At 66.1% G+C, this 26,563-nt stretch carries 23 protein-coding genes; 8 read left to right on the forward strand and 15 right to left on the reverse strand.

From position 1 onward, the window contains the following. Positions 1–2: 2 nt before the first annotated feature. A complete protein-coding gene (msrA, locus tag IEJ03_RS03535; protein ID WP_192036338.1) occupies positions 3–662 on the reverse strand; it encodes a peptide-methionine (S)-S-oxide reductase MsrA in 660 nt (219 codons plus the stop codon). Between the two features lie 271 nt (positions 663–933). On the opposite strand from msrA, the gene IEJ03_RS03540 reads away from it, so the two are divergent. From IEJ03_RS03540 to IEJ03_RS03550, 3 genes are read left to right on the forward strand one after another with little or no spacing between them, the layout of a single operon-like run. Further along, the gene (locus IEJ03_RS03540; protein WP_192036339.1) at positions 934–3,168 is read left to right on the forward strand and encodes a bifunctional TVP38/TMEM64 family protein/FAD-dependent oxidoreductase; all 2,235 of its coding nucleotides are present in this window, start codon (positions 934–936) and stop codon (positions 3,166–3,168) included. Further along, positions 3,161–3,787 (forward strand): CDP-alcohol phosphatidyltransferase family protein, encoded by a 627-nt coding sequence (locus IEJ03_RS03545; RefSeq protein WP_192036340.1) that lies wholly within the window; start codon positions 3,161–3,163, stop codon positions 3,785–3,787. The genes IEJ03_RS03540 and IEJ03_RS03545 overlap by 8 nt, the downstream gene beginning before the upstream one ends. Further along, on the forward strand, positions 3,784–4,473 hold the full coding sequence (locus IEJ03_RS03550) for a DUF3047 domain-containing protein (protein ID WP_242458039.1): 690 nt from the start codon (positions 3,784–3,786) through the stop codon (positions 4,471–4,473). The genes IEJ03_RS03545 and IEJ03_RS03550 overlap by 4 nt, the downstream gene beginning before the upstream one ends. 131 nt (positions 4,474–4,604) lie before the next feature. On the opposite strand, the gene slyD is transcribed toward IEJ03_RS03550, so the two are convergent. Beyond that, positions 4,605–5,087 (reverse strand): peptidylprolyl isomerase, encoded by a 483-nt coding sequence (gene slyD / locus IEJ03_RS03555; protein WP_192036341.1) that lies wholly within the window; start codon positions 5,085–5,087, stop codon positions 4,605–4,607. Between the two features lie 217 nt (positions 5,088–5,304). Here slyD and IEJ03_RS03560 point away from each other — a divergent pair, with 217 nt between their 5' ends. Next, complete coding sequence (locus IEJ03_RS03560) at positions 5,305–5,589, forward strand: hypothetical protein (RefSeq protein WP_192036342.1); 285 nt, start codon at positions 5,305–5,307, stop codon at positions 5,587–5,589. A gap of 189 nt (positions 5,590–5,778) precedes the next feature. Here the strand turns inward: IEJ03_RS03560 and IEJ03_RS03565 are convergent, their stop codons facing one another. From IEJ03_RS03565 to IEJ03_RS03610, 10 genes are all read right to left on the reverse strand, one after another. Beyond that, positions 5,779–6,261 carry a glycine zipper 2TM domain-containing protein gene (locus IEJ03_RS03565; RefSeq protein WP_192036343.1) on the reverse strand — a complete coding sequence of 161 codons (483 nt, stop codon included), beginning with the start codon at positions 6,259–6,261 and terminating at the stop codon, positions 5,779–5,781. A 276-nt stretch (positions 6,262–6,537) separates the two neighbouring features. Then, the gene (locus tag IEJ03_RS03570) at positions 6,538–6,756 is read right to left on the reverse strand and encodes a hypothetical protein (RefSeq protein ID WP_192036344.1); all 219 of its coding nucleotides are present in this window, start codon (positions 6,754–6,756) and stop codon (positions 6,538–6,540) included. Between the two features lie 410 nt (positions 6,757–7,166). Next, positions 7,167–8,765, reverse strand: a complete 1,599-nt coding sequence (locus IEJ03_RS03575; protein ID WP_192036345.1) for an isocitrate lyase — start codon at positions 8,763–8,765, stop codon at positions 7,167–7,169. Between the two features lie 339 nt (positions 8,766–9,104). Continuing rightward, on the reverse strand, positions 9,105–9,545 hold the full coding sequence (locus IEJ03_RS03580; protein WP_192036346.1) for a GNAT family N-acetyltransferase: 441 nt from the start codon (positions 9,543–9,545) through the stop codon (positions 9,105–9,107). After that, positions 9,542–10,759: a cupin domain-containing protein gene (locus IEJ03_RS03585; protein ID WP_192036347.1), complete on the reverse strand. Its 1,218-nt coding sequence runs from the start codon at positions 10,757–10,759 to the stop codon at positions 9,542–9,544. Before IEJ03_RS03585 ends, IEJ03_RS03580 begins: the two co-directional genes overlap by 4 nt. 98 nt (positions 10,760–10,857) lie before the next feature. After that, positions 10,858–12,225: an adenylosuccinate lyase gene (purB, locus tag IEJ03_RS03590; RefSeq protein WP_192036348.1), complete on the reverse strand. Its 1,368-nt coding sequence runs from the start codon at positions 12,223–12,225 to the stop codon at positions 10,858–10,860. An 82-nt stretch (positions 12,226–12,307) separates the two neighbouring features. After that, positions 12,308–12,943 (reverse strand): high frequency lysogenization protein HflD, encoded by a 636-nt coding sequence (hflD, locus tag IEJ03_RS03595; protein WP_192036349.1) that lies wholly within the window; start codon positions 12,941–12,943, stop codon positions 12,308–12,310. After that, the gene (gene mnmA, locus IEJ03_RS03600) at positions 12,940–14,094 is read right to left on the reverse strand and encodes a tRNA 2-thiouridine(34) synthase MnmA (protein WP_192036350.1); all 1,155 of its coding nucleotides are present in this window, start codon (positions 14,092–14,094) and stop codon (positions 12,940–12,942) included. The genes hflD and mnmA overlap by 4 nt, the downstream gene beginning before the upstream one ends. 150 nt (positions 14,095–14,244) lie before the next feature. Beyond that, positions 14,245–14,694, reverse strand: a complete 450-nt coding sequence (locus IEJ03_RS03605) for an NUDIX domain-containing protein (RefSeq protein ID WP_192036351.1) — start codon at positions 14,692–14,694, stop codon at positions 14,245–14,247. Further along, positions 14,691–15,371, reverse strand: coding sequence for a pseudouridine synthase (locus IEJ03_RS03610; protein ID WP_192036352.1), 681 nt, complete (start codon positions 15,369–15,371; stop codon positions 14,691–14,693). Before IEJ03_RS03610 ends, IEJ03_RS03605 begins: the two co-directional genes overlap by 4 nt. A 280-nt stretch (positions 15,372–15,651) precedes the next feature. Here IEJ03_RS03610 and IEJ03_RS03615 point away from each other — a divergent pair, with 280 nt between their 5' ends. From IEJ03_RS03615 to clpA, 3 genes are all read left to right on the forward strand, one after another. Further along, positions 15,652–17,886, forward strand: a complete 2,235-nt coding sequence (locus tag IEJ03_RS03615) for an NADP-dependent isocitrate dehydrogenase (protein WP_192036353.1) — start codon at positions 15,652–15,654, stop codon at positions 17,884–17,886. Between the two features lie 237 nt (positions 17,887–18,123). Beyond that, on the forward strand, positions 18,124–18,444 hold the full coding sequence (clpS, locus tag IEJ03_RS03620) for an ATP-dependent Clp protease adapter ClpS (protein ID WP_242458040.1): 321 nt from the start codon (positions 18,124–18,126) through the stop codon (positions 18,442–18,444). A 156-nt stretch (positions 18,445–18,600) separates the two neighbouring features. Then, entirely contained in the window at positions 18,601–20,883 is a 2,283-nt protein-coding gene (gene clpA / locus IEJ03_RS03625) for an ATP-dependent Clp protease ATP-binding subunit ClpA (protein WP_192036355.1), read from the forward strand. Positions 20,884–21,049: 166 nt separating this feature from the next. Here clpA and infA read toward each other — a convergent pair whose 3' ends face one another. The 3 genes from infA to aat form a co-directional block, all read right to left on the reverse strand. Then, positions 21,050–21,268, reverse strand: coding sequence for a translation initiation factor IF-1 (gene infA / locus IEJ03_RS03630; RefSeq protein ID WP_007111068.1), 219 nt, complete (start codon positions 21,266–21,268; stop codon positions 21,050–21,052). Positions 21,269–21,458: 190 nt separating this feature from the next. Then, positions 21,459–22,199, reverse strand: a complete 741-nt coding sequence (locus IEJ03_RS03635) for an arginyltransferase (RefSeq protein ID WP_192036356.1) — start codon at positions 22,197–22,199, stop codon at positions 21,459–21,461. A 2-nt stretch (positions 22,200–22,201) separates the two neighbouring features. Further along, on the reverse strand, positions 22,202–22,927 hold the full coding sequence (gene aat, locus IEJ03_RS03640) for a leucyl/phenylalanyl-tRNA--protein transferase (RefSeq protein WP_192036357.1): 726 nt from the start codon (positions 22,925–22,927) through the stop codon (positions 22,202–22,204). A 218-nt stretch (positions 22,928–23,145) separates the two neighbouring features. Here aat and IEJ03_RS15875 point away from each other — a divergent pair, with 218 nt between their 5' ends. Then, entirely contained in the window at positions 23,146–26,484 is a 3,339-nt protein-coding gene (locus tag IEJ03_RS15875) for a DNA translocase FtsK 4TM domain-containing protein (RefSeq protein WP_242458041.1), read from the forward strand. Positions 26,485–26,563: the final 79 nt, after the last annotated feature.

Consider the following 26,563-nt stretch of genomic DNA (forward strand, 5'->3'; position numbering starts at 1 on the left):
CCTCAACCCTTGCCCAGGGCGCCCTGTGTGCCGGCCTCGTCGCCCCAGACCTCCTCTAGGCGCTCGACCCGTCCGCAGGCGGACTTGTAGAAGTTGTAGCGCAGGCTGTTGGTCTTGTAATAGTTCTGGTGGTAGTCCTCGGCGGGGTAGAAGGCCTCGAAGGGCTCGATCCGGGTGGCGATGTCCTGATCGAAGCGCTCCAGCATCTCGTCGAGGCTGGCCTTCGCCAGGGTCTCCTGTTGGTCGTCCACCGGGAAGATTGCGCTGCGATAGGAGCTGCCGGCATCGCAGAACTGGCGATCGGCGGCGAAGGGATCGATGTTGCGCCAGAAGACGTCGAGCAGTTCCTCATAGCTGACCTCGTCGGGATCGTAGGCCACCTGCACCACCTCGGCATGCGCGGTGCGCCCGGCGGATACTTGCGGGTAGGTTGCGGTAGTAGCATCGCCTCCGCTGTAGCCCGAGACCGTCTCGAGCACACCCGGCACCTTGTCGAAGGCCTCCTCCATGCACCAGAAGCAGCCGCCGGCGAAAACGGCTTCTTCGGGCTCGGCGGCAAGGGTCGGGGTCGAGACGCCGATAAACGCAAGCGACAGGGCCGCGAGCCAGTGGGAGGAAGCCGAGTAAGCGGCGCATCTGGCCAGGGGCGTAAGCTGTGTCATGATCATTCCCGTCGAGGTGTCCGATCCCCATTGGATGGGAACTTTGGCCTAGGGTTCCCTGCCCATGTCCTGTCCGCCGTCCGGTGGAAGGCCCGCCTGCGGTTGGATGAAGGCTTTATTAGCAGAAAACCGTTGCTGCCCTGTAAGGAAGCCGGCGGGCCGACGACACAAGGGGCATGCAGCGTGTCGGTTCCCGATCGCCGACCCAGGCTGCAGACTCATGCTGTTTCTCATCCATGTCGCTAACCCTGTCAGTCAAGGAGTAGACCCGTTGAACCGACAACGTCTCGTGATTCTTGCCCTCATCGCCCTCGCGGTGGCCGCCTTCTTCGCAAGCGGCGCCCATGAATTCCTGACCCTCGAGTCCCTCAAGGCGGAGCAGGCGCGCTTCCAGACCTGGCTGGCCGAGGATCCGCTGACGGTGATCGGCGGCTTCTTCGTCATCTATGTGGCGATGGCGGCCTTCTCGCTGCCGGGGGCGACGCTGCTGACCCTGCTCGGCGGCGCTTTGTTCGGTCTCGGGCTCGGACTGGTGATCATCTCCTTCGCCAGCACCCTCGGTGCGACCCTGGCCTTCCTGATCGCCCGCACCCTGGCGCGATCGCCCCTGGAGCGTCGCTTCTCGCGCCAGCTCGAGAGCATCAACCGCGGTATCGACCGGGAAGGCGCCTTCTATCTCTTCACCCTGCGCCTGATTCCGCTCTTCCCGTTCTTCGTCATCAACCTGGTGATGGGCCTCACGCGCATGCGTGCCCGCACCTTCTACTGGGTCAGCCAGCTGGGCATGCTGCCGGGCACCGCGGTCTACGTGAACGCCGGCCGTGAGCTGGGCAGTCTCGAATCGCTGGGCGGCATCCTGTCGCCGGGGCTGTTGGCGTCTTTCGCCTTGATCGGCGTCTTTCCTTGGCTGGCCCGTTTCGGCGTGGAGTTTGCCAAGCGTCGCCGCATCGCCCGGGAGCACGACAAGCCCCAGCACTTCGACTATGACATCGTGGTGATTGGCGGCGGGTCGGCTGGCCTGGTGGCGAGCTATATCGGGGCGGCGGTCAAGGCCAAGGTGGCGCTGGTCGAGCGCGACAAGATGGGCGGTGATTGCCTGAATACCGGCTGCGTGCCCTCCAAGGCGCTGGTCCGCTCGGCACGGCTGGCCCAGGAGATGCGCGACGCCAAGCGTTTCGGGCTCTCGGTGTCGGAACCGGAGATCGATTTCCCGGCGGTGATGGGGCATGTTCATCGCGCTATCGAGGAGGTCGAACCTCACGACAGCCCCGAGCGCTACCGCGGTCTGGGGGTCGAGGTGATCCAGGGGGATGCCTGGCTGCAGACGCCCTGGGAGGTGCGGGTCGGCGAGCGGGTGCTGACCACGCGGCACGTGATCGTGGCCACCGGCGCCCGGCCGCGAGTGCCCGAGCTGCCAGGGATGGAGGAAGGCGATGTGCTGACCTCCGACAACCTCTGGCAACTCGAGACACTGCCCAAGCGGCTGGTGGTGCTCGGCGGGGGGCCGATCGGCTGCGAGCTGGGCCAGAGCTTCGCGAGGCTCGGTAGCCGAGTGACCCTGGTGGAGATGGGGCCGCAACTGCTGCCGCGGGAGGATCGCGACATCGCCCGCGCGGTCGAGCAGCGGCTCGACGGCGAAGGCGTACGCCTGGCGCTGGGCGCGCGGGCGGTGGCGGTCGAGCCGGGCCCGAGCCATGGTGATTCGGGCCGGGTGCTGGTCATCGAGCGCGATGGCGAGAACGGGGTGGAGACCGAGCGGCTGGTCTTCGATCGACTGTTGGTGGCGGTGGGCCGGGTGGCCAACGTCAGCGGCTTCGGCCTTGAGGCGCTCGGCGTGCTGCCCAGGGCCAACGGTACCCTTGACGTCGACGGTACCCTGCGCAGCCTGCACCCCAATATCTGGGCCTGTGGCGACGTGGCCGGCCCCTTCCAGCTGACCCATGCCAGCGCCCACCAGGCCTGGCATGCCACGGTCAATGCCCTGTTCGGCGAGTTCAAGCGCTTCACCGTCGACTATCGCAATCTGCCGGCGGTGACCTTCTGTGACCCGGAGGTGGCTCGGGTAGGGCTCAACGAGCGGGAAGCCGAGGCGCAGGGCATCGAGGTCGAGGTGACCCGCTATCCCTTCGCCGAGCTCGACCGGGCAATCGCCGACCAGCACACCGAGGGCTTCATCAAAGTGCTGACGGTGCCGGGCAAGGATCGCATCCTCGGTGCCAGTATCGTCGGGCACGGCGCCGGTGAGCTGCTCGCCGAGTACACCCTGGCGATGACCCACGGCATCGGCCTCAACAAGCTGCTGGGCACGATTCATCCCTATCCGACCTTCTCGGAGGCCGCCAAGGCCAGTGCCGGCATCTGGAAGAATGCCCACAAGCCCGAGCGGCTGCTGGGCTGGCTTCAGCGCTACTTCGCCTGGCGCCGTCGCAGTGCTCACTCGTCGGCCAGCGCGAAAACGTCGACCACCGCGACCGCTTCTACCAAAGGGAGCGACACCCATGCTTGATCGCTGGACCAACGCCTGGATCAAGCCGCCGCTGGCGCGCCTCGCCAAGGGATTGGCCGAGCGTGACGTGACGCCCAACCAGGTGACGGTGGCCAGCTTCCTGGTGGGCATGCTGGCCCTGCCGCTGCTGGCGCAGCAGGCCTATGGCCTGGCGCTGGCGGTGATCCTCGTCAACCGGCTGGGAGACGGCCTGGATGGTGCCCTGGCCCGGTATACCGGGCAGGCCAGCGACGCCGGCGGCTTCTTGGATATCGGCCTCGATTTCCTGTTCTATGCCGCCGTGGTGCTGGGCTTCGCCCTGGCGGATCCGGCCGCCAATGCGCTGGCGGCGGCCTTCCTGCTGTTCGCCTTCGTGGGCACCGGCAGCTCGTTTCTGGCCTTCGCCATCATGGCCACCAAGCATGAGCTTGCCCGACCCCGGTTCGAGAACAAGGCGTTCTACTACCTGCACGGCCTCACCGAGGGCACCGAGACCATCCTGGCCTTCGTGATCTTCTGTCTGTGGCCCGCGCAGTTTGCCCTGCTGGCGACGGTCTTCGCCGCCGCCTGCCTGCTCACCACCGGCACTCGTCTTTGGGGCGGATTTCATACCGTCAGGCTTCAGGAGGAGAAGGCATGAACGACGTGACACCGATGCGCGCCGGGGGCCTTGGCCTGCTGCTGGCGAGCCTCGCCCTGACGCTGGTGTCGTCGCCGTTGGCGGCGGCCGAGACCGCCTTCAGCCCGGAGGAGATGGCGGCTTGGCCGACCCGCTCCTTCGAGGGCGAGACCGACTACCGGCTGGTGGAGCTGGACGGGGAGCGGGTGCTAAAGGCCCGTGCCCGCGGCCAGGCCTCCGCCAAGTACCTGGAGCAGGAGGTCGATCTGTCCCGCACGCCCTATCTGCACTGGTGCTGGCGCGTCTCGTCGACCTATGAGGGACTGGATGAGACGACCAAGGCCGGCGACGACTATCCGGCGCGGGTCTATGTCGCGCGCAAGACCGGCTGGTTGCCGTTCCAGGTCCAGTCGGTGAACTACGTCTGGTCATCGAGCCAGGCGGCGGATAGCGCCTGGCCGAATGCCTTCACCGACCGTGCCCAGCTGCTGGCGCTGCAGGGCGAGGATGCCCCGGTGGGGCAGTGGGTAGCCGAGGTGCGCGATGTGCGCGAGGACTTCGCCCGCCTGTTCGGCGAGCGCCCCGAGCGCCTGAACGGCGTCGCGCTGATGAGCGATGGCGACAATGCGGGAGGCGATGCGACGGCCTGGTTTGCGCGGCTTAAGTTTTCCGATTCGCCCACGCCCCCGAGGTGCCCGGGGCAGTAGACGCGCCGCCGAGGTGTGCGGTGGCGAGCCGTTCAGTCTGACCCGCAGACAAGATGAGATGAACCAAAAAAGGGGCAGCCCGTAGGCTGCCCCTTCTTCGACTCGGCGTCAGCCGAGTGGTGCGAGTGAGCTTAGTGCTCCACGCCACCTTCGCCGTGCACGTGGCCGTGCTCGACTTCTTCTTCGCTCGCTTCACGCACTTCGGCGATCTCGACGTCGAAGTTCAGGTTCTGACCGGCCAGCGGGTGGTTGCCGTCGACAGTGACGGTATCGCCTTCGACCTGAGTCACGGTGACCATCAGCGGGCCGCCCTGGGTCTGCGCCTGGAACTGCATGCCCGGCTGCACGTCTTCGACGCCCTGGAAGGCATCACGCGGCACTTCCTGTACCAGGCCTTCCTGGAGCTCGCCGTAACCCTCTTCCGGCGCCACGGCCACCTGCAGCTTGTCGCCGCTCGCCTTACCTTCCAGCTCTTTTTCCAGGCCCGGAATGATGTTGCCGGAACCGTGCAGGTAGGTAAGCGGATCGCGACCTTCGGAGCTGTCCAGCACCTCACCAGAATCGTTCTTCAGGGTATAGTGGAACGCGACTACGGAGTTCTGCGCAATTTGCATTGATGGACCTTTCGGTGAGTGCATGTCGCGACAATGGTAACGCGATGGCCCAAGGGCTGTCAGGGGCGGCTGGGATTTTTTCAGCTTGTCCCGGGCGATCATGACGTTGATTCAAGCCTGTGCGCGGCAGTTGCGTGTCACCCGAGGCGGGGATACCCTGAATTCGATCCTCGACCTACCTTTCATCCGAATACGAATGCCGCTGGAGCGAATGTCCATGACCGTGACGCTGATCTGGCTGATCGCCTTTGCCGTGATCCTGTTGTTGACCGTTAAGAGCTGGACCGGGGCCTTGGGAACCTTCTTCGAGCGCAAGATGCCGTCGCTGCTGGTCAGCGGTGGCGACGACCGCTGGGTCTGGTGCCCGGCGATCGCCGTGCTGGGAGCCACCACCGTGGTGCGCCCGGTCGACATGGTGTTTACCGTGCTGTTGCTGGCGGTGCTCGTGTGGCTGGGCAAGAGCCTGCTCTGCTGGGCCATGGATCGGGTCAAGCTGCACTGATCCCGAGCGTGGCTGTCTGCCGGGTGGAGTCGCGCGATGTGACATCACCGTGAGGGCGTAGCGCGACCCTGCCATCCTTCGCCCAGGCGGCAGCCAAGCGCAGACGACAAGACGTAAACGACAAGGCCCGCGAGCATGCTCGCGGGCCTTGTGCATCTTGGGCCAGAGATCAGGCGTCGAGCCGTGGGCTCAGTAGGGCGCCACGCTGAGGCTGGCGCCGCTGCCGATCAGGCGCACCCGCTGGCCGACCTGGAAGGCGCGATCGGCCTTCTGCACCACGATCACGCTCTGGCCGGTGTCGCGGCGAATCTCCATCTCCCAGGCGGCGGTACGGTTGGCGGAATCCTCGATCTTCTTGCCGGCCACGCTGCCGCCGATCGCACCGGCCGCGGTGGCCAGGGTGCGACCCGAGCCGCCACCGATCTGATTGCCCAAGAGGCCGCCGATCACGGCGCCGCCGATGCCGCCGAGCGCACCGCTGTTCTGATCTTCGGCCTGGATCTGCACCTGGCGCAGGGCGGTGATGGTGCCGTAGCTGACCGTCTGGGCGGTCTGTGCCTGGCTGCCCCGGTAGACATCCCCGGAATAGGGGCTGGTGTTGGCACAGCCGGCCAGGGTCAACAGGCCGGCGGTTAGCACCGGAAGCAGGGCGTGTGATGTGAGGCTGCGCATGGAAGATCCTCCTTCGCTGGCGCGAGATGAAAAGGGCGGGCGCATCGTGATTAGGAAACGGTGTTCTCTAACTAGTCTAACGCCATTGTCGATGCCGGACCAGTAAAGCTTTGACCGACAAGTTCCGCCGGAGTGCCGGCGGCATGGCCCCATGGCTGGATCGCCAAAGGGGGCGCCCTTGCTGCTGTTATCGCACGCTCGCCCGCGACATGAAAAGGCCCACCCCGCGGGGCGGGATGGGCCTGGTGCGACATGGCGTGTCGCCCGGAGGGCGAGTCATTCCTCTTCGAGAGTGGGCGCATCGCCGGTGAGGACCTCGTCCCAGGCGTCGTCCAGCGAGTAGCCCGCGCGGCAGTCCACGGTGTCGATCACTTCGACGGCGTGTTGCAGGGATTCCCGCTGCCCCTTCAGGGCCAGTACCAGCTTGGCGAGTTCCTGCTTGCTGAAGGTGCTGGCGAGAAGCTCGGCCTGGTGGCTCAGTTCGTTGCAGTTCATGTGTAACACCTCGTGCAGTGGCCATCGGCGATGGCGTTTGGGGACGTTTGCTACTCATGCCGGGCCGGGTAAGCGCCCGTTGCTGCAGTTGCGACGTGGTCACCAGCGTGTAACGACCGCCGCCCAAGGCGCCTGGGTCATCGATGCGAGCGCCTTACTTGTAGCTCGGTGCAGGGCTCGGGGGCGGGATAACGACCCTCTGACCTGCTCCGTGTCTTGACTATGGTGCAGTACAGCAGAAGCGACCATGCCTCCTTGGCCGCAGCTCGCGTTGTAACCCGACTACAAGAGGCGGTGAACCTCGGCGATCCTGTCGGTATCCTTCATCGGGCCCTGGATTCGTCGACCCTGCGCGCACGAAAAAGGGGAGGCCAAGGCCTCCCCGGAGGCGGTCAAGTGCCGCTCGCCGCTCAGGCGAACTGGTTCATGGTGTTGTCCTTGCCGCCGGCCTTCAGGGCGCCCTCGCCGGAGAAGTATTCCTTGTGATCGTCACCGAGGTTGGAGCCGGCCATGTCCTGGTGCTTGACGCAGGCCAGGCCCTTGCGGATCTCCTGGCGCTGCACGCCCGCCACGTAGGCCAGCATGCCCTCCTCGCCGAAGTAGCCCCGGGCCAGGTCATCGGTGGACAGGGCCGCGGTGTGATAGGTCGGCAGGGTGATCAGGTGGTGGAAGATGCCGGCCTCGCGAGCAGCGTCGCGCTGGAAGTCGCGGGTCCAGTCGTCGGCGACCTTGGCCAGTTCGCTCTCATCGTAGGCCGCCTTCATCAGTTCGGCGCGGTCGTAGGCGCTGACATCGCGTCCCTCCTGCTCCCAGGCGTCGAAGACCTGCTGGCGGAAGTTGAGCGTCCAGTTGAAGGAGGGCGAGTTGTTGTAGACCAGCTTGGCATCCGGGCACACCTCGCGGATGCGGTTGACCATGCCGGCGATCTGTCCGACATGGGGCTTCTCGGTCTCGATCCACAGAAGATCCGCCCCGTGCTGCAGCGAGGTGATGCAATCCAGCACCACCCGATCCTCGCCGCTGCCTGGCTTGAACTGGTAGAGGCCGTTGGCCAGGCGCACCGGCTTTCTCAGTTCGCCGTCGAGCTTGATCAGGGTGTCGCCCTCGGCGACGTCGTCCGCCGATTCGACCGGGGTCGTCTCGAGGAAGCGGTTGTACTGGCTGGCCAGGTCGCCGGGCTCCCGGGAGACCGGGATCTTCTGGGTCAGGCCGGCGCCCAGGGAATCGGTGCGGGCGACGATCACGCCGTCGTCGACGCCGAGTTCCAGGAAGGCGTAGCGCACGGCATTGATCTTTGAGAGGAAGTCCTCGTGGGGCACGGTGACCTTGCCGGCCTGATGGCCGCACTGTTTGGCATCCGAGACCTGGTTCTCGATCTGGATGCAGCAGGCGCCGGCCTCGATCATCTTTTTGGCCAGCAGGTAGGTGGCCTCCTCGTTGCCGAAACCGGCATCGATATCGGCGATGATCGGCACCACATGAGTCTCGAAGTGATCGATCTTGTCCTGCACGCCTCGCGCCTTGACCTCATCGTTCTCGGCGCGGGCCTCGTCCAGCGCCTTGAACAGGTGGCCCAGCTCCCGGGCATCGGCCTGGCGCAGGAAGGTGTAGAGCTCCTCGATCAGCGCCGGCACGCTGGTCTTCTCGTGCATCGACTGATCCGGCAGCGGGCCGAACTCGGAGCGCAGCGCCGCCACCATCCAGCCCGACAGGTAGAGGTAGCGCTTGGCAGTGGTGCCGTGGTGGCGCTTCACCGCCAGCATCTTCTGCTGCCCGATGAAACCGTGCCAGCAGCCCAGCGACTGGGTGTACTGGCTGGTATCGGCGTCGTAGGCGGCCATGTCGCGGCGCATGATGCCGGCGGTGTAGCGGGCGATCTCCAGCCCGGTACGAAAGCGGTTCTGGGTCTTCATGCGCGCCGCATACTCGGGGTTGATGGTGTCCCACTTGCCGCCTTGGGCCTCGCGCAGGGCGGTCAGGGTCTGGAGTGCATCTTGGTATGCTGACATGGGGCCATCCTCATCGGTCGGTGATGCCTGGTGGCAGCAAGACTCGTCAGTCGAGGGATGCTGCACTGCAGGATACTTCAAGCGTTGGTCAGGCAGTCGGTCTTGTCTGTGCTGCCTTGGTCGAAGGGACTGGGCATCAAACCTGTTGCAATCGGCGGGCATGTGCCGGGATGTAAAACGATTGTTTTAATGCCGTCCTGATAAGGACTATGGCCCATAATGACGCGGCTCAGCCATTGTTACTTAGCGGTAAAGGGCGTTGTAGTAAGACTACAAGCCCGGGCTTTTTCGGCCACGGGCTGTAGTCTTCTGTCGGGGAAGGCGGGAAGGGCTTTTGAATCAGTCGCCTAGTTCCAGGCGCATATTGCGGTGCGGTATACCGGCGTCGAGAAAGTCGTCATCGAAGGCGACGAACCCCAGGCGCTCGTAGAAGGCAAGCGCCTGAAGCTGGGCGGCGAGCTCCACCCGAGCGTGGCCACGTTGCCGAGCGGCCTCGATGGTGGCCTGCATCAGTGCCACGCCGATGCCGAGGCCACGGGCCTCGGCCAGCACCGCGACGCGTCCGATATGGCCGTCGGGCAGGAGGCGCGCGGTGCCCAGCGCGGTTGTGCCGCGCCAGGCCAGGACATGCAGGCAGTCGGGATCGCGGCCGTCCCATTCCTCGTGCTGAGGCACGGCCTGTTCCACGATGAACACCACCCGGCGGATCTCGCCGGCGATGTCACCCAGCTCGTCCCAGCTGCCCTGCTGGAGGACCAGGTCGTCGGCGGGTGTGCTCATGCCTCGTCCTCAACATCGTCCTCGTCGAGCTCGTCATCGCCGGGCCAGCTCAGGCTGCCGCGATCGAGCAGGCCGGCGATGAGCGCCGCGGCGCCGGGATGCGCGAGCAGCGCGGCGTCGATGGTCGCGTTCGAGGCCAGTGCGCGCGCCAGGCCCGGCGAACAGGGCAGGCCGTCGCCGTCGACGAACAGGGTCGCATGCGTCTCGTCCAGCGCGCGCCAGGCGAAGCGCGAGCCCAGGGTACGCTCCAGCTGGCCGCCGGCCTCGAGGTCGGCGATGAGCGCCTCCGCCGGGGTCGGTTCTTCCAGTGGCACCAACTGATCGACGTACTTGGGCTGAGTCATCACCCGGCCGAACCACTGGGCCAGCTGGGCGGGATCGTCGAGGGTCTCGAGGATCAGTGCCCGCATGCGTTCAAGCGCCTCGTCGTTCAGTTCGCCGGCATCGGCGGGCGGGGCCATGCCTGCATCGCTGTAGCGCTTGGAGGCCGGCAGGGTCTCGCCCACATAGTCGGCGAAGGAGGTCACGGCCTCGTCGGCGGACAATGCCCGAAAGCCCACCGAGACCGTCATGCAGTCCTCGGACTGGCTGACGCCGTGGTGAGCGTGGCCCGGCGGCAGGTAGAGCATGTCGCCGGGCTCCAGTACCCAGTCCTTACCCGGGGTCACCTCGAAGTGCTCGAGAATGCGCAGATCGATGCCCTCGATGATCGGTGCATCCTCGGGCACGGCACCGCCCAGCTGCCAGCGGCGCTGGCCACTGGCCTGGAGCAGGAAGACGTCGTACTGATCGACGTGGGGGCCGACGCTGCCCCCCGGCGGGGCGTAGCTGATCATGATGTCGTCGAGCCGCCAGCGGGGCAGGAAGCTGAAGGCCTCCAGCAGCTCGGCGACCTCGGGCACGTAGTGATCCACGGCCTGGACCAGCAGGCTCCAGTCCCGCTCGGGCAGCCGCGCGAAGGTGGCCTCGTCGAAGGGACCGTGGCTGACCTGCCAGGGCTGAGGGTTGCCCTGGCCGTCGCGGCCGTGTTCCTCGACCAGGCGCGCCTCGATGCGCTCCTCGCAGGCAAGGCCGGCGAGCTCGTCCGGCGATAGCGGGCTCTCGATCTCCGGGAAGGCGCCGCGGATCAGCAGCGGCTTGCGCTGCCAGTACTGGCCGAGGAAGTCGGCGGCGCTGAGGCCGCCCAGCATGGGCAGGGGCGTGTCGGCAGGCATGGTGTGGTGTCCTCAGATAAATACAAACAGGCGCTGGCGCGAGCCAGCGCCTGTTCAGTGACGCAATGGGTGGGTGACCGGGCGAGAGTCTTACCGGCTTAAAGCGCCTTGGCCTGGGCCGCGGCGTTGCCGATATAGGTGGCCGGGCTCATGGCCTTGAGCTCGGTCTTGACCTCGGCCGGCAGCTCCAGCGTCTCGATGAAGGTGGCGAAGCCGACCTGGTCGATGCGCTTGCCGCGGGTCAGCTCCTTGAGCTTCTCGTAGGGCTTCTCGATGCCGTAGCGACGCATCACGGTCTGGATCGGCTCGGCCAGCACTTCCCAGCTGTTGTCCAGGTCGGCGTCGAGGCGTTCCGGGTTGGCCTCGAGCTTGCTGATGCCCTTGAGGGTCGCCTGGTAGGCGATCAGGCCCTGCGCCAGACCGGTGCCGAGGTTACGCAGCACGGTGGAATCGGTCAGGTCGCGCTGCCAGCGGGAGATCGGCAGCTTCTGCGCCAGATGGGTCAGCACGGCATTGGCGATGCCCAAGTTGCCCTCGGAGTTCTCGAAGTCGATCGGGTTGACCTTGTGGGGCATGGTCGATGAGCCGATCTCGCCGGCCACGGTGCGCTGCTTGAAGTACCCCAGCGAGATATAGCCCCAGACGTCGCGATCGAAGTCGATCAGGATGGTGTTGAAGCGACACACCGCGTCGAACAGCTCGGCGATGTAGTCGTGGGGCTCGATCTGGGTGGTGTAGGGGTTGAAGGTCAGCCCCAGCTCGGAGACGAAGGTCTCGGCGTTGGCTGCCCAGTCGATGCTCGGGTAGGTCGCCAGGTGGGCGTTGTAGTTGCCTACCGCACCGTTGATCTTGCCGAGCAGCTCGACGGCTTCGATCTGCGTGAGCTGGCGGCGCAGGCGCGCGGCGACGTTGGCCATCTCCTTGCCCAAGGTAGTGGGGCTCGCCGTCTGGCCATGGGTGCGCGACAGCATCGGCTGGTCGGCGTGCTGGTGGGCCAGGGCGACGATGGCCTCGGTGACCTCATGCATGACCGGCAGCAGCACATCCTTCAGGCCGCCGCGCAGCATCAGCGCGTGGGACAGGTTGTTGATGTCCTCGCTGGTGCAGGCGAAGTGGATGAACTCGGTGACGGCGTTGAGCTCGGCATTGCCCTCGACCTTCTCCTTCAGGAAGTACTCGACCGCCTTGACGTCATGGTTGGTGGTGCGCTCGATGTCCTTGATGCGCTGGGCATCCTCGACGCTGAAGTCTGAAACGATGGCGTTAAGCCAGGCATTGGCATCGGCCGAGAGGGCCGGCACTTCCTTGATGCCGTCATGGGCGGCCAGGCGCTGCAGCCAGCGCACCTCGACGGTGACACGGGCGCGGATCAGGCCGAACTCGCTGAAGTGCTCGCGCAGGGCTTCGGTCTTGGAGCCGTAGCGGCCGTCGACGGGAGAGAGGGCAGTGAGAGCAGAGAGTTGCATGACAGTCATCCAGTGCGGTGAGGAAAAAGGGGGGCTTGGAACCGGGGGCCAGGAATCAGGAACCCTGCATCAGGAACCAGGGCTAGCCGAACTCGTCGAGGGCGCGCCGCATGGCGCCGCGCTGGAAGATCAGCTTCCAGCGCCGGCCGCCCTGCTGATGCCACAGCAGGGCGAAGCGCACGCCGGCCAGCAGGGCGGCCCGCACTCGCTCCGGCATCATGCGCTGCTGCAGAAGGCTCGGTTCGCCCTGGACCACGATGCGGTAACGGAAGGTCGAGATGGTGTCCTGGTAGATCTCGCCAAGGCTCGCCACCACGTTCTCGTGGGTGTCGCCGAAGTGTCCCGCCTGGCTCTGAACACGGGTCAGGCGGGTGCCGAGGGTGTCCATCATCTGCGGGTTCTTGCGCAGCTTCTGGGACAGCAGCAGCAGGGAGAAACCGTAGCGCAACACCACCGGATTGGCCTGGCGCTTGCCGACCACGGCGCTCAGGGTATCGAGACCCTGGCGCAGGTGATTGGGATGGCCGCCGTAGATGGCCTCGAAGCTTTCCGGGTCGGTGTCGACGGTGGCGCGGATCAGCGTCTGCCAGGCCCGTTCGTCGACCTGGCCGGTGCGGGCCAGTTCGTCGACCACCACGGCGGCCTGGAAGACGCCGGCCAAGGCCAGCACCTGGCGGCTGATCGGGGAGTCTGGAGCGCGATGAATCGGGGTGGTCATGAGCGACGCTCCTTGTCCTGCCAGGTCTCGCGAATCACCCCGCCGCCGAGACAGATCTCGCCGTCGTAGAGCACCAGAGACTGGCCGGGAGTCACGGCGCGCTGGGGCTCGTCGAAGATGACCTCGACGCCGCCGTCCTCGCGGGTGCGCATGCTGCAGGCGACATCCTCCTGGCGATAGCGGGTCTTGGCCGTGAAGCGCCCCTCGGCGAGGGGCGCCTCGCCGGCCACCCAGTCCATCGGCTCGGTGGCCAGGATATTGCTGTAGAGCAGGTCATGGTGCTTGCCCTGCACGGCGATCAGCACGTTGCGTGCGAGATCCTTGTGCGCCACGTACCAGGGGGCGTCCGGGTGATTGGGCAGGCCGCCGATGCCGAGCCCCTGGCGCTGACCCAGGGTGTAGTACATCAGGCCGATGTGCTCGCCGATCACCTCGCCCTCGGGGGTCTCGATGACGCCGGGCTGGGCGGGCAGGTACTGGCGCAGGAAGTCGGAGAAGCGCCGCTCGCCGATGAAGCAGATGCCGGTGGAATCCTTCTTGCGGGCGGTCACCAGGTCGTGGCGCTCGGCGATGGCGCGCACCTCGGGCTTCTCCAGCTCGCCCACCGGGAACAGGGTGCGGGCGATGGCGGCTTCCGGCACGGCATGCAGGAAGTAGCTCTGGTCCTTGTTGGTGTCGAGGCCCTTGAGCAGGCGCGGTCGGCCGCCCCGCACGCCCCCGCGGACATAGTGGCCGGTGGCGATCTTCTCGGCGCCGAGCATTTCGGCGTACTCGAGGAACACCTTGAACTTGATTTCGCGGTTACACAGGATGTCGGGGTTCGGCGTGCGCCCGGCCTGGTACTCGGCAAGGAAATGCTCGAAGACGTTATCCCAGTACTCGGCGGCGAAGTTGGCGGTGTGCAGCTTGATGCCGAGCTTGTCGCAGACCGCCTGCGCATCCGCCAGATCTTCCTTGGCGGTGCAGTATTCGGTGCCGTCGTCCTCGTCCCAGTTCTTCATGAACAGGCCTTCGACCTGGTAGCCCTGCTCCATGAGCAGGAGGGCGGACACGGAGGAATCGACACCGCCGGACATGCCGACGATGACCTTGCCCGCCGCCGGGGCGTGCGCGGCGGATGATCCGGCAGCAACTGACGCAGCAACTGACATAGGCGCTCTCGACGTCATGAGGGGAATGGGGTGGCGTTAAATGGGCGGGGATTATACACGATAGTGGCAGGCCGCTTCGACCTCCCTTGCGCCAGCCCAGGAGCCGCGTGGGGGTGGCGCCAGCGGTGCCCCTTTCGGCCTGCCCCTGGATCAGCGTTCCTGGATCACGTCCAGCGGAAAGCTGCGGCCACGCGTCACATCACGGATGCGCCGCATCACCAGCGGGCTTTTCAGGCGCCCGGCCTGTTCCAGGATTTCCAGCTCCTCGAGAGTCAGCCAGTGGGTCGCCAGGATGTCTGGGTCCAGATCATTGCCGAGGTGCGCCAGCGCCATGCCGGCAAAGCCGTGACTGTGAAAGGTCAGGCCATCCGGCGCCTGATAGACATAGAGGCCCAGGTAGTCGGTGATGCCCACGTGCCAGGCAGTCTCCTCACGGACCTCGCGCTCGGCGGCGGCGCGTATCCCTTCGCCGGGCTCCAGGTGGCCGGCGGGCTGATTGAAGAGCGTCTGGGGGCCGCCGCGGGCCTCCTCGACCATCAGGAAGCGGCCGGCGCGCTCGACCACGGTGGCCACCGTGACCCGCGGCGCCCAGCGACTCATCGTGACCTCCGCGGAGGCTTGCCGTGTCGGGCCTGGCGGTTCGGGCCCCTGGCGCCTTTCTCCTTTTCTCCCTTGCTTGCCCCCTTGCTTCTTTCGCCAGCGCGCCGCGGCTTGGCGGGCGCATGCAGCGTTTCCTGGCGCCATTCGCCGGGGGCCAGGTCGTCCAGGCGCCAGGGGCCGATCGCCGCGCGAATCAGGCGCAGGGTGGGGTGGCCGACCTCGGCGGTCATGCGTCGCACCTGGCGATTGCGGCCCTCGCTGATGGTCAGCTCCAGCCAGCGGGTAGGTATTTGGCGCCGCTCTCGCACCGGCGGCTGGCGCGGGCCGACCGGCGGAGATTCGAGGCGGCGCACCTTGGCCGGCCGGGTCGGGCCGTCGTTGAGCACCACGCCCTGGCGCAAGGCCGCGAGGGCCGCTTCATCGGGTTCACCTTCTACCTGCACCCAGTAGGTCTTGGGCTGCTTGTGCTTGGGGTGGGCGATGCGATGGATCAGCTCACCATCGTCGGTGAGCAGCAGCAGGCCTTCGGAGTCGTAGTCGAGGCGTCCGGCCGGGTAGATGCCCGGCACGTCGATCACGTCGGCCAGGGTCGCCCGGCGTTCGCCGCCATCTGCCTCGCCGTCGGTGAACTGGGAGAGCATGCGGTAGGGCTTGTGGAGGAGGTAGAGAGTGCTCATGCGGCAAGCTTACCGGCAAGCGGGGCGGGATGGCAGGGCCTTACCCTTATTGTTTATGCGCCGAGCCGGGTGCGCTGATATAATGCGGCCGCTCACCGGGAGTGCCCTCGATTCTGTCGGGGCCTGCTGACAGTACCTGCTGGGCGCCGATGTTCCCTGCCATACCCGGCACCATGGCCTTGCCGGGCGGGCCGCAGTGAGCCCCCGAGGCGGACATCGTGAGCGCGCGCTACCGATCCAGTTTCTTGCCACCGCAGTGACCAGAGAGATCAACGCCAACATGTCAACAACGCCGAAGATTATCTACACGCTCACCGACGAAGCACCGGCCCTGGCTACCTATTCCCTGCTGCCGATCATCGATGCGTATACCGACTCCGCCGGTATCAGCGTGGAGACCCGGGACATCTCCCTGGCCGGCCGCATCATCTGCCTGTTTCCCGAATACCTGAGCGACGAGCAGCAGCTCGGCGATCACCTGGCCGAACTCGGTGAGCTGGCCAAGACCCCCGAAGCCAACATCATCAAGCTGCCCAACATCAGTGCCTCGGTGCCGCAGCTCAAGGCGGCCATTCGCGAGCTGCAGAGCCAGGGCTACAAGCTGCCCGACTATCCCGAAGAGGCCTCAAGCGACGTGGAGCGCGACATCAAGGCGCGCTACGACCGGGTCAAGGGCAGCGCCGTGAACCCGGTGCTGCGCGAAGGCAACAGCGACCGTCGCGCGCCCAAGTCGGTCAAGAACTATGCCCGCAAGTACCCGCACCGCATGGGCGAGTGGAGCGCCGACTCCCAGTCTCACGTGGCCTGCATGAGCGAGGGCGATTTCTACGGCAGCGAGCAGTCCGCCACCATGGCCGCCGATGGCGTGGTCAAGATCGAGCTGGTCGGCAAGGACGGCACCACTACGGTGCTCAAGGAGAAGACGCCGGTGTTGGCCGGCGAGGTGATCGACGGCTCCATGATGAGCCGCAAGGCCCTGTCCGCCTTCGTCGCCGAGCAGATCGCCGATGCCAAGGAGCGGGGCGTGCTGTTTTCCCTGCACCTCAAGGCGACCATGATGAAGGTCTCCGACCCGATCATGTTCGGCATGGTGGTCAACGAGTTCTATCGCGACGTGCTGGACAAGCACGCCGAGGCCCTGGACGAGGTCGGCTTCGATGCCACCAACGGCATCGGCGATCTCTACGCCACCATCGCCAAGCTGCCGGCCGCGAAGCAGGAAGAGATCAAGGCGGACATCGAGGCCCTCTACGCCGAGCGTCCGTCCCTGGCCATGGTCGATTCCCACAAGGGCATCACCAACCTGCACGTGCCCAGCGACGTGATCATCGACGCCTCCATGCCGGCGATGATTCGTGACTCCGGCAAGATGTGGGGCGCCGACGATGCCCTGCACGACGCCAAGGCGGTGATTCCGGATCGCTGCTACGCCACCATCTATCAGGCCACCATCGACGACTGCAAGGCCAATGGCGCCTTCGATCCGACCACCATGGGCAGCGTGCCCAACGTCGGCCTGATGGCCAAGAAGGCCGAGGAGTACGGCTCCCACGACAAGACCTTCCAGATTCCCGCCGACGGCACCGTGCGTGTCACCAGCGATGCAGGCGAGGTGGTCTTCGAGCACGCCGTGGAGAAGGGCGACATCTGGCGCATGTGCCAGACCAAGGACGCCCCGATCAAGGACTGGGTCAAGCTGGCCGTGAGCCGGGCGCGCGACAGCGAGACGCCGGCGGTGTTCTGGCTCGACGCCAACCGCGGCCACGATGCCGAGCTGATCAAGAAGGTCGAGACCTACCTTCAGGAGCATGACACCAGCGGCCTGGACATCCGCATCATGGCCCCGGTGGATGCCATGAAATTCAGCCTGGAGCGGATCCGTCGCGGCGAGGACACCATCTCCGTCACCGGTAACGTGCTGCGCGACTACCTCACCGACCTGTTCCCGATCATGGAGCTGGGCACCAGCGCCAAGATGCTCTCCATCGTGCCGCTGATGAACGGCGGTGGCCTGTTCGAGACCGGTGCCGGCGGTTCCGCGCCCAAGCACGTGCAGCAGCTCATCCAGGAGAACCACCTGCGCTGGGACTCCCTGGGCGAGTTCCTGGCCCTGGCCGCGTCCCTCGAGCACCTCGGCAAGACCTTCGACAACGCCCGGGCCCGGGTGCTGGCCAAGGCGCTGGACGAGGCCAACGGCAAGTTCCTCGACAGCAACAAGTCGCCGTCGCGCAAGGTCGGTGAGCTGGACAACCGGGGCAGCCACTTCTACCTGGCCATGTACTGGGCCGATGCTCTGGCCACCCAGGACGAGGATGCCGAGCTCAAGGCGCTGTTCGGCAAGCTGGCCGAAGAGTTCCACGCCAAGGAAGCCGTGATCGTCGAGGAGCTCAATGGGGTTCAGGGGCAGTCCGTGGATATCCAGGGCTACTACCACCCCAATGGCGAGCTGACCGAGCGGGCCATGCGCCCGAGCGAGACTCTCAACGCCGCCCTGGCCCTGGTGGCCAAGGGCTAAGCGCCCTCGGTCGCTTTCGGCACCCAGGTGCCATGGCCCCTGCCCGGCTGACGGGCAGGGGCCTTTTGCGTCTGGTGCTTGCATGCGTGCCCGACAGGCCGCATCTTGATAAATGAACCCGCTTGCCGGTCGGGCGTCCAAGCAGAGTTGAGACGCCGGATGCCGGTTGGCTTGTAGAAATGGGTAGTACTTCATATGTTCAAGCTAGAAGAGCCTGGGAAGGGTGCCATCGCCGGCATGGATCGACCCGAAGAGGAGGGAGATGGTGACCTGGCGGTGCAGAGCGCCGAGCCGGATCTGGCGCCGCCGCCCATGTACAAGGTGGTCCTGCACAACGACGACTTCACGCCGATGGAGTTCGTGGTCGAGGTCCTGCAGACCTTCTTCGGCATGGATAGCGAGAAGGCGGTGCAGGTGATGCTGGCGGTTCATACCCAGGGCAAGGCCACCTGTGGCATCTTTACCCGTGACATCGCGGAAACCAAATGTCACCAAGTCAATCAATATGCAAAGGAGTGCCAGCACCCGCTGCTGTGCGACATCGACAAGGCCGACTGACGACTGGCAAGCTGATTGTCAGGCAAGCGGACCACAGCCATTGCAGGATCGGCGTGACCGGCTCGACTCACGAGCCTGTGAATCCCGAGAATGTACCCGATGGTGAAATTGCCGGCGACTGCCGGCCGACGCCCGAGGTGGCGAAAGGGGACTGCCATGCTGAGCAAAGAACTCGAACTCACGCTGAATACGGCCTTTACCGTGGCGCGCTCCAAGCGTCACGAATTCATGACCGTCGAACACTTGCTGCTGGCGCTGTTGGACAATGCCTCCGCGGCCGATGTGCTGCGCGCCTGCGGTGCCAACCTGGACAAGCTGCGCTCGGATCTGCAGGACTTCATCAATTCCACGACACCGCTGATTCCCGAGGATCAGAGCGATCGGGAAACCCAGCCGACCCTGGGGTTCCAGCGCGTACTGCAGCGGGCGGTCTTCCATGTCCAGTCCTCCGGCAAGAGCGAGGTCACCGGCGCCAACGTGCTGGTGGCGATCTTCTCCGAGCAGGAAAGCCAGGCGGTCTACTTCCTCAAGCAGCAGAACGTGGCGCGAGTGGACGCCGTCAACTATATCGCCCACGGGATCTCCAAGGTCTCCGGGCACGGTCCGTCGCCCTCCTCCTCGCCGTCTCATGATGCCGAGGACGCCGAAGAGGGTGTCAGTGACGGCAATGCCCATCCGCTGACCGGCTATGCCACCAATCTCAACGAGCAGGCACGCCTTGGCAAGATCGACCCGCTGATCGGCCGCGATCATGAGCTCGAGCGCGTGGTGCAGATCCTCGCGCGCCGGCGCAAGAACAACCCGCTGCTGGTGGGCGAGGCCGGTGTGGGCAAGACCGCCATCGCTGAGGGGCTCGCCAAGCGGATCGTCGAGGAAGACGTGCCCGAGGTGATCGCCGATGCGGTGGTCTACTCGCTGGACATGGGCGCCCTGCTGGCCGGTACCAAGTACCGCGGCGACTTCGAGAAACGCCTGAAGAGCCTGCTGGCCGAACTCAAGAAGCAGCCCAACTCCATCCTCTTCATCGACGAGATCCATACCGTGATCGGCGCCGGCGCCGCCTCCGGCGGGGTGATGGACGCGTCCAACCTGCTCAAGCCGTTGCTCTCCTCGGGGGAGTTGCGCTGCATCGGCTCGACCACCTTCCAGGAGTTCCGCGGCATCTTCGAGAAGGACCGGGCGCTGGCACGGCGTTTCCAGAAGGTCGATGTCCTGGCTCCCTCGGTCGAGGACACCATTCGCATCCTCAAGGGGCTGCGCGGCCGCTTCGAGGAGCATCACAAGCTCAAGTACACCGATGGAGCGCTGGAGAGCGCCTCGCGGCTGGCCGACCGGTACATCAATGATCGTCACCTGCCGGACAAGGCCATCGACGTGATCGATGAGGCCGGCGCCCACCAGCGGCTGCTGCCGCCGGAGGTGCGTGTCGATACCATCGACGTCGATCAGGTCGAGGCGGTGGTGGCCTCTATCGCCCGGATCCCGCCGAAGAGCGTCTCGAACTCCGATCGCAAGCTGCTCGAGAACCTCGAGCGGGACCTGAAGATGCTGGTGTTCGGTCAGGACGAGGCGATCACCGGGCTGTCGGCGGCCATCAAGCTGTCTCGCGCCGGTCTCAAGTCGCCCGACAAGCCGGTGGGCAGCTTCCTGTTCAGCGGTCCCACCGGGGTCGGCAAGACCGAGGTGGCCCGCCAGCTGGCTGCTCTGATGGGCGTCGAGCTGGTGCGCTTCGACATGTCCGAGTACATGGAGCGTCACACCGTATCGCGCTTGATCGGTGCGCCGCCGGGCTATGTCGGCTACGATCAGGGCGGCCTTTTGACCGAGGCGATCACCAAGCAGCCACACTGCGTGCTGCTGCTCGACGAGATCGAGAAGGCGCACCCGGATGTCTTCAACCTACTGCTGCAGGTCATGGATCACGGCCGCCTGACCGACAACAACGGCCGCGAGGCGGACTTCCGTCACGTGGTGCTGATCATGACCTCGAACGCCGGGGCCGAGCAGATCTCGCGCCGTTCCATCGGCTTCAATCCCCAGGATCATTCGACCGATGGCATGGAGGTCATCCGCAAGACCTTCTCGCCGGAGTTCCGCAACCGCCTGGATGGCATCATCCCGTTCAGCGCGTTGCCCGCCGCGGTGGTGCGCAACGTGGTCGACAAGTTCCTGGTCGAGCTGCAGGCGCAGCTGGACGAGAAGCGCGTCCAGCTGGATGTGGCCGATGACGCCCGCGCCTGGCTGGCCGAGCGGGGCTATGACCCGGAGATGGGGGCCCGTCCGATGGCGCGCCTGATTCAGGAGAAGCTGAAGAAGCCACTGGCGGAGATGATCCTGTTCGGCAACCTGGCCGAGCACGGCGGGGTGGTGCATGTGACCGTGGAGGAGGACAGCGACGAGTTGCATCTCGCCACCGAGGAGGAACTGGCAGAACCCTGAGTCCTGAAGAGAGTCCGGGAAAGGCGGGTGGTGCCGGGTATATAACCGGCTACCACCGACCGGCGCCCTGTCTGATGACGGGGCGTCTTTTTTTGGCCGGTCGGTTGGCGAAAGCAGCGCGGGGCATGGCCTCGCGGGTCAGGCAGGGAGCCTGGCGAGGAAGCGCTTAACGGGAACGGTAGACGATGCGGCCCTTGGACAGGTCGTAGGGGGTCAGCTCGACCTTGACCTTGTCGCCGGTGAGGATACGGATGTAGTTCTTGCGCATCTTGCCCGAGATGTGGGCGGTAACGACGTGACCGTTTTCCAGTTCGACGCGGAACATGGTGTTGGGCAGCGTATCGACGATGACGCCTTCCATTTCGATATGGTCTTCACGAGCCATATAGGCATTTCCTCATGATGGTTTTAGCAAAGCGATGTGTCGACGGTGACCGTGCCGGTGGCATCGCGGCCGGAACGGCCGGAATTGGGACGGCAATGGCTGGCACCGATCATCAATATAGCGCGGTATTGTGCCGTATGCCGGACGTCAAGGCAAAACATGCCGTGCTCAGAAGATCAGAGGTGGGGCGTCATGGGGTCGGGATCGTCCTCCGCCAGACCCGACCATCGAGATATTCCAGCGGCTGGAAGTGGCGCTTGTAGTCCATCTTGCGGCATTCGCGAATCCAGTAGCCCAGATAGACATGGGGCAGGTCCTCGGTGGCGGCCCGCTCGATCAGGCTCAGAATCGCGAAGGTGCCCAGCGAACGGCGGGCGAGGGCCGGCGAGGGATCGAAAAAGGTATAGATGGCGGAGAGGCCATGACCCAGTCGGTCGATGGCGGTGACGGCCACCAGTCGGCCGCCGAGGCGGAACTCCAGCAGACGGGCGTAGGCATGATCCAGCGTCAGGAAGGTGCGGTACTGCTCATGGCTCGGGGGGAACATGTCGCCGTCGGCATGGCGTTCCCGAACGTAGCGAGCATAGAGCGCATAGTGCTCGGGGTCGTAACGGGCATCGCGCTCGGTAAGGGTTAGGTCGGCATTGCGATGCATGAGCCGGCGCTGGCTTCGGCCGGGGGCGAAGTCCTCAACCGGAATGCGCACCGAGACGCAGGCGCGACAGCCCTCACAATGGGGCCGGTAGAGATGACGACCGCTGCGGCGGAAACCCAGCAGGGCCAGGGTGTCGTAGATCCCTTGCCCGGGGGCTTCCTGAGGATCCAGGAAGAGTGTGGTCGCCTCCTGGCCCGCCAGGTAGCTGCAGGCATGGGGGACCGTGAGGAAGAATCGCAGATCCCGAACCGGTTGTTGCGGAGCGCGACTGCTCACGTTCAACGGCCCCCTTCGTCAATGGTGCCACCGACGGAAACCTCCGGGGGCATCTGCGGTGCAATGCCCTCTTCCCCTCGGATGTATTGATCAAGATAGTCGATGAACTCCTGGCGAGCGATCTCCCGCGCGCCCATGCTGGCCAGGTGCGGGGTATGCATCTGGCAGTCGATCAGGCCACCGCCAAGCGCCTGGAGGTGGCGTGCCAGTTGCACCAGGGCGGTCTTGGAGGCATCCGGCTCCCGGCTGAACATCGATTCGCCGAAGAACATCCGCCCCATGCCGACGCCGTACAGGCCGCCGACCAGCCGGTCGTTGCGCCAGACCTCTATCGAGTGGGCATAGCCCAGGGCATGCAGCTCACCATAGGCCTCGCGCATCGCATCGCCGATCCAGGTGCCCTCATCGGCGGCGCGGGGCGCGGCGCAGGCCGCGATGACCGCCGGGAAGTCGTGGTTCCAGGTCACGGTGAAGCCTGCGTTGCGCAGCCGTTTGGACAGACTGCGGCGAATGCGGATCTCGTCGGGAAACAGCACCATGCGCGGGCTGGGGCTCCACCACAGGATCGGCTGATCGTCGCTGAACCAGGGAAAGATGCCGCGCCGGTACGCCTCGATCAGCCAGTCGGAGGTGAGGGCGCCGCCCGCCGCGAGCAGGCCGTCCGGTTCATCGAGCGCCTGGGCGAGCGAAGGGAAGTGTACGGGAGCGGTGGGCAACCAGGGCAGCATGGCGAAGGCGTGTTCGTCGGTCGAAGGGAAAGATTCATGTCAGTGTGACGGGGTTCGTGACCCGCCTCAAGCCTTGCATGGCCTCGCCTGACCGAGGTGTCGGCCTGGTGGGCGGGAAGAGTGGTCTGGCCCCTGTGCCCTGACCCCAAGGCTCGGTATCATGCCTGTCGATGTAGGACACACGAAGACGCCATAGATGGCGCAAGGGGAAAGGCGACTTGAGTGTCAAGAACAAGGCTAGCGGCCGCCGCGTGGCGGCCGCCGACGCCAAGGAGAGGGCGCGCCGTTTCGGAGTGCGTCTGCAAGGCGCCGCCCGCGAGGGCGTGGTGATTCTGCTGCTGGCAGCCTGCGTCTTCCTGCTGCTGGCGATGTTCAGCTATCAGGCCTCGGATCCCGGCTGGTCCCATAGTGGCCCGGATACCACGGTGACCAACTGGATGGGGCCGGTGGGCGCCTGGCTGGCCGACGTGCTGTATTCGCTGTTCGGCGCCAGTGCCCTCTGGTGGCCGGGCATGCTCGGCTTCGCCGGCTGGCGGATGAGCCGCATGCGCCAGGTGCGGCTGGAATGGGACACCCTGGGGCTCGCCGTGCGTACCGGCGGGCTCTTCCTGCTGCTGCTAGGCACCACGACCCTTGGCGCCCTGCACTTCTTCAACCCGGAAAGCGGTTTGCCCTATGCTGCCGGCGGCATCATCGGCGAGGAAATGGTGCGCAGCCTGACGCCGCTGGTGGGCAGTCACGGCACCACCCTGATGGCGCTGGTGGCGCTGCTGTGCGGTTTTCCGCCCTTCTCCGGACTTTCCTGGCTCAGCGTCATGGACGAGGCCGGCCACCTGGCGCAACGCAGTGTCGGCTGGTGTCGTGATCGAGCTCAGCGGGCGCGGGCAGAGGCCGAGGCGCCGGCCTCTGAACCCGAACCGGTAGAGCCCGTCGAGGCGCAGGAGGAGGAAGCGCCGGTACCCGGCTGGTGGCAGCGGCTATGGCCCTGGAGTCGCCACCACCGCGAGGCGGCCCGGTTGGCCAGCGATGCGGAACTGCGCGAGCCGCAGTGGCATCCAGATGACGGCACCGACATTCCCTGGGAGGTAGCCGAGCGCACGCCGTCGGCCAAGGAGCCCGGTGCCGCCTACAGCGAGCGCCTGGCCACAGCGGCCAGGCCTGCCTCGCCACAGCAGGCGACCCCGATGCGGGAGCCGGCGCCCGAACCGATGGAAAAGGTCGCCACCGTCCCGCCCGCCGAACCGGCGAAGGCGCGGCCCACCTCTCATGCCGACCCACAGTCCGCGCCATCGCCCTCGTCACGGGCAGCGGAGGCCGTCGAGACGCCTCAGGCTCCCGAGGGCGCCACGCCGTCCGAGCGACCGACGGCGGAGCCATTGCGGGCGGAGACGATTCCCGAACCGGTACTGCCGGAAGACGAGGAACCGCCCTGGGCTGGTATGTCGCTGCGCGCCGAGCGCGACATGCCCGGCTCGGCTCCGGCCCCGGCGAAGCCTGCCTCTGAGCCGGAATCGTCGCCTGATAGGCCTCCGGAGGCGTCTCAGGCGGAGGAGGCCGTGGCACGCTCGAGTGAGTCGGAGGAGCGCCCCGCACCGGCCATGGCGTCCTCGGCCTCCTCGCCGCAGTCCGTGGCCCGTCATGCCCGTCGCGAGCCGATGATCAGCTGGCAGGACGCGGACTGGGACGACGAACCTGACCCGACCGAGACGCCGGAGGCGGCGCCATCCCCGGCCACGGCCCCTGTGCCGCCGGCAGAGCCGCAAGTGGCACCTCAGCCCGCGTCTCGAGGCGAGCCTCAAGCCGAATCGTCCCCTGAGCACCCGAGCGCGCCGGCGCCTTCGGCTCGAGAGGAGGCCCGAGAAGAGGTGACACCCGAGAAGTCCACCGGCGAGGAGGCGGCCGAGGCGCGACCGGCGCCGCCCACCGAGCCCCGCATGGCCAGCGCCGAGCAGGCCCGTGCGGCGGCCGATGATCCGGACGAACCCGCGCTTTGGACCGTCGAGCACCTGCAGAGCCAGCGCTCGTCGGCCGAGGACCTGCCGGATATCGACGGGGAGCTGCCGTCGCTCAGGCTCTTGACGCCGGCCGAGGCCCATCAGCCCAACTACACCGAGGAGCAGTTGGCCGAGATGGCCGAGCTGCTCGAGGTCCGGCTGCGTGAATATGGCGTCAAGGCCGAGGTGGTCCACACCTGGCCGGGGCCGGTGATCACCCGCTTCGAGATCAAGCCCGCCGCCGGGGTGAAGGTCTCAAAGATCAGCAACCTGGCCAAGGACCTGGCGCGCTCGCTGATGGTCAAGAGCGTGCGGGTGGTCGAGATCATTCCCGGGCGCCCCACTGTGGGCATCGAGATTCCCAACCCGCATCGGGCGATGATCCGCCTGCGCGAGGTCATCGATTCCGACAGCTACCAGGATGCAGATTCTCCGGTGACCATGGCGCTGGGCCAGGACATCGGCGGTGCCCCGGTGGTGGCGAACCTCGGCAAGATGCCGCACCTGCTGGTCGCCGGCACCACCGGTTCGGGCAAGTCGGTGGGGGTCAACGCCATGCTGATCTCGATGCTGCTCAAGGCCACGCCCGACGAAGTGCGCATGATCATGGTCGACCCCAAGATGCTGGAACTGTCGGTGTATGACGGCATTCCGCACCTGCTGGCGCCGGTGGTTACCGACATGAAGGAGGCCGCCAATGCCCTGCGCTGGTGCGTGGCCGAGATGGAGCGGCGCTACAAGCTGATGGCGGCGATGGGCGTGCGCAACATCGCCGGCTTCAATGCCAAGCTCGACGAGGCGGAGCGAGCCGGGGCTCAGGTCGCCGACCCGCTGTGGGAGCCGCAGCCCTGGCAGATGCATGAATCGCCGCCGGTGCTCGAGAAGCTGCCCTACATCGTGGTGGTGATCGACGAGTTCGCCGACATGTTCATGATCGTCGGCAAGAAGGTCGAGGAGCTGATCGCGCGTCTTGCTCAGAAGGCGCGTGCCGCCGGCATCCACCTGATCCTTGCGACCCAGCGGCCCTCGGTGGACGTGGTGACCGGCCTGATCAAGGCCAACATCCCCACTCGCATGGCCTTCCAGGTGTCCTCGCGGATCGACTCGCGGACCATCCTCGATCAGGGGGGCGCCGAGAACCTGCTGGGTCACGGTGACATGCTCTACCTGCCGGCCGGGGCGGGTCTGCCGATGCGTGTGCACGGTGCCTTCGTCGATGACGACGAGGTGCACCGGGTGGCCGAGGACTGGAAGCGTCGCGGCGAGCCCGAGTACATAGAGGAGATCCTCTCCGGGGGCGTCTCCGCGGATGCCCTGACCGGTCTCGAGGGCGATGGAGGCGGCGGCGATGACGATGCCGAGCAGGACACCCTCTATGACGAGGCGGTGATGTTCGTGACCGAGTCCCGGCGTGCCTCGATCTCGGCGGTGCAGCGCCGCTTCAAGATCGGCTATAACCGCGCGGCCCGGCTGGTCGAGTCCATGGAAGGCGCAGGAGTCGTGTCGACCATGGGCACCAACGGCTCCCGTGAGGTGCTGGCACCGCCCCCGGTGGGTGACTGACGCTGTCCCTCCGTTGCGGAGGGCCTGGCCAGAACACCAAACCGCAGAGCCTTCAGCGAAACATGCAGCAAACAAGGAA

The sequence above is a fragment of the Halomonas sp. YLGW01 genome, from assembly GCF_014840935.1.
GTDB lineage: Bacteria > Pseudomonadota > Gammaproteobacteria > Pseudomonadales > Halomonadaceae > Onishia.

Coding starts and splice junctions, on each gene's coding strand:
- IEJ03_RS03575 (WP_192036345.1), bottom strand. CDS start 8,765: ATGTCAGCATACCAAGATGCACTCCAGACCCTGACCGCCCTGCGCGAG.
- IEJ03_RS03560 (WP_192036342.1), top strand. CDS start 5,305: ATGACCGTGACGCTGATCTGGCTGATCGCCTTTGCCGTGATCCTGTTG.
- IEJ03_RS03550 (WP_242458039.1), top strand. CDS start 3,784: ATGAACGACGTGACACCGATGCGCGCCGGGGGCCTTGGCCTGCTGCTG.
- IEJ03_RS03605 (WP_192036351.1), bottom strand. CDS start 14,694: ATGAGTCGCTGGGCGCCGCGGGTCACGGTGGCCACCGTGGTCGAGCGC.
- mnmA (WP_192036350.1), bottom strand. CDS start 14,094: ATGTCAGTTGCTGCGTCAGTTGCTGCCGGATCATCCGCCGCGCACGCC.
- IEJ03_RS03570 (WP_192036344.1), bottom strand. CDS start 6,756: ATGAACTGCAACGAACTGAGCCACCAGGCCGAGCTTCTCGCCAGCACC.
- msrA (WP_192036338.1), bottom strand. CDS start 662: ATGACACAGCTTACGCCCCTGGCCAGATGCGCCGCTTACTCGGCTTCC.
- infA (WP_007111068.1), bottom strand. CDS start 21,268: ATGGCTCGTGAAGACCATATCGAAATGGAAGGCGTCATCGTCGATACG.
- IEJ03_RS03585 (WP_192036347.1), bottom strand. CDS start 10,759: ATGCCTGCCGACACGCCCCTGCCCATGCTGGGCGGCCTCAGCGCCGCC.
- clpA (WP_192036355.1), top strand. CDS start 18,601: ATGCTGAGCAAAGAACTCGAACTCACGCTGAATACGGCCTTTACCGTG.
- purB (WP_192036348.1), bottom strand. CDS start 12,225: ATGCAACTCTCTGCTCTCACTGCCCTCTCTCCCGTCGACGGCCGCTAC.
- IEJ03_RS03615 (WP_192036353.1), top strand. CDS start 15,652: ATGTCAACAACGCCGAAGATTATCTACACGCTCACCGACGAAGCACCG.
- IEJ03_RS03545 (WP_192036340.1), top strand. CDS start 3,161: ATGCTTGATCGCTGGACCAACGCCTGGATCAAGCCGCCGCTGGCGCGC.
- clpS (WP_242458040.1), top strand. CDS start 18,124: ATGGATCGACCCGAAGAGGAGGGAGATGGTGACCTGGCGGTGCAGAGC.
- IEJ03_RS03565 (WP_192036343.1), bottom strand. CDS start 6,261: ATGCGCAGCCTCACATCACACGCCCTGCTTCCGGTGCTAACCGCCGGC.
- IEJ03_RS03580 (WP_192036346.1), bottom strand. CDS start 9,545: ATGAGCACACCCGCCGACGACCTGGTCCTCCAGCAGGGCAGCTGGGAC.
- aat (WP_192036357.1), bottom strand. CDS start 22,927: ATGCTGCCCTGGTTGCCCACCGCTCCCGTACACTTCCCTTCGCTCGCC.
- hflD (WP_192036349.1), bottom strand. CDS start 12,943: ATGACCACCCCGATTCATCGCGCTCCAGACTCCCCGATCAGCCGCCAG.
- slyD (WP_192036341.1), bottom strand. CDS start 5,087: ATGCAAATTGCGCAGAACTCCGTAGTCGCGTTCCACTATACCCTGAAG.
- IEJ03_RS03610 (WP_192036352.1), bottom strand. CDS start 15,371: ATGAGCACTCTCTACCTCCTCCACAAGCCCTACCGCATGCTCTCCCAG.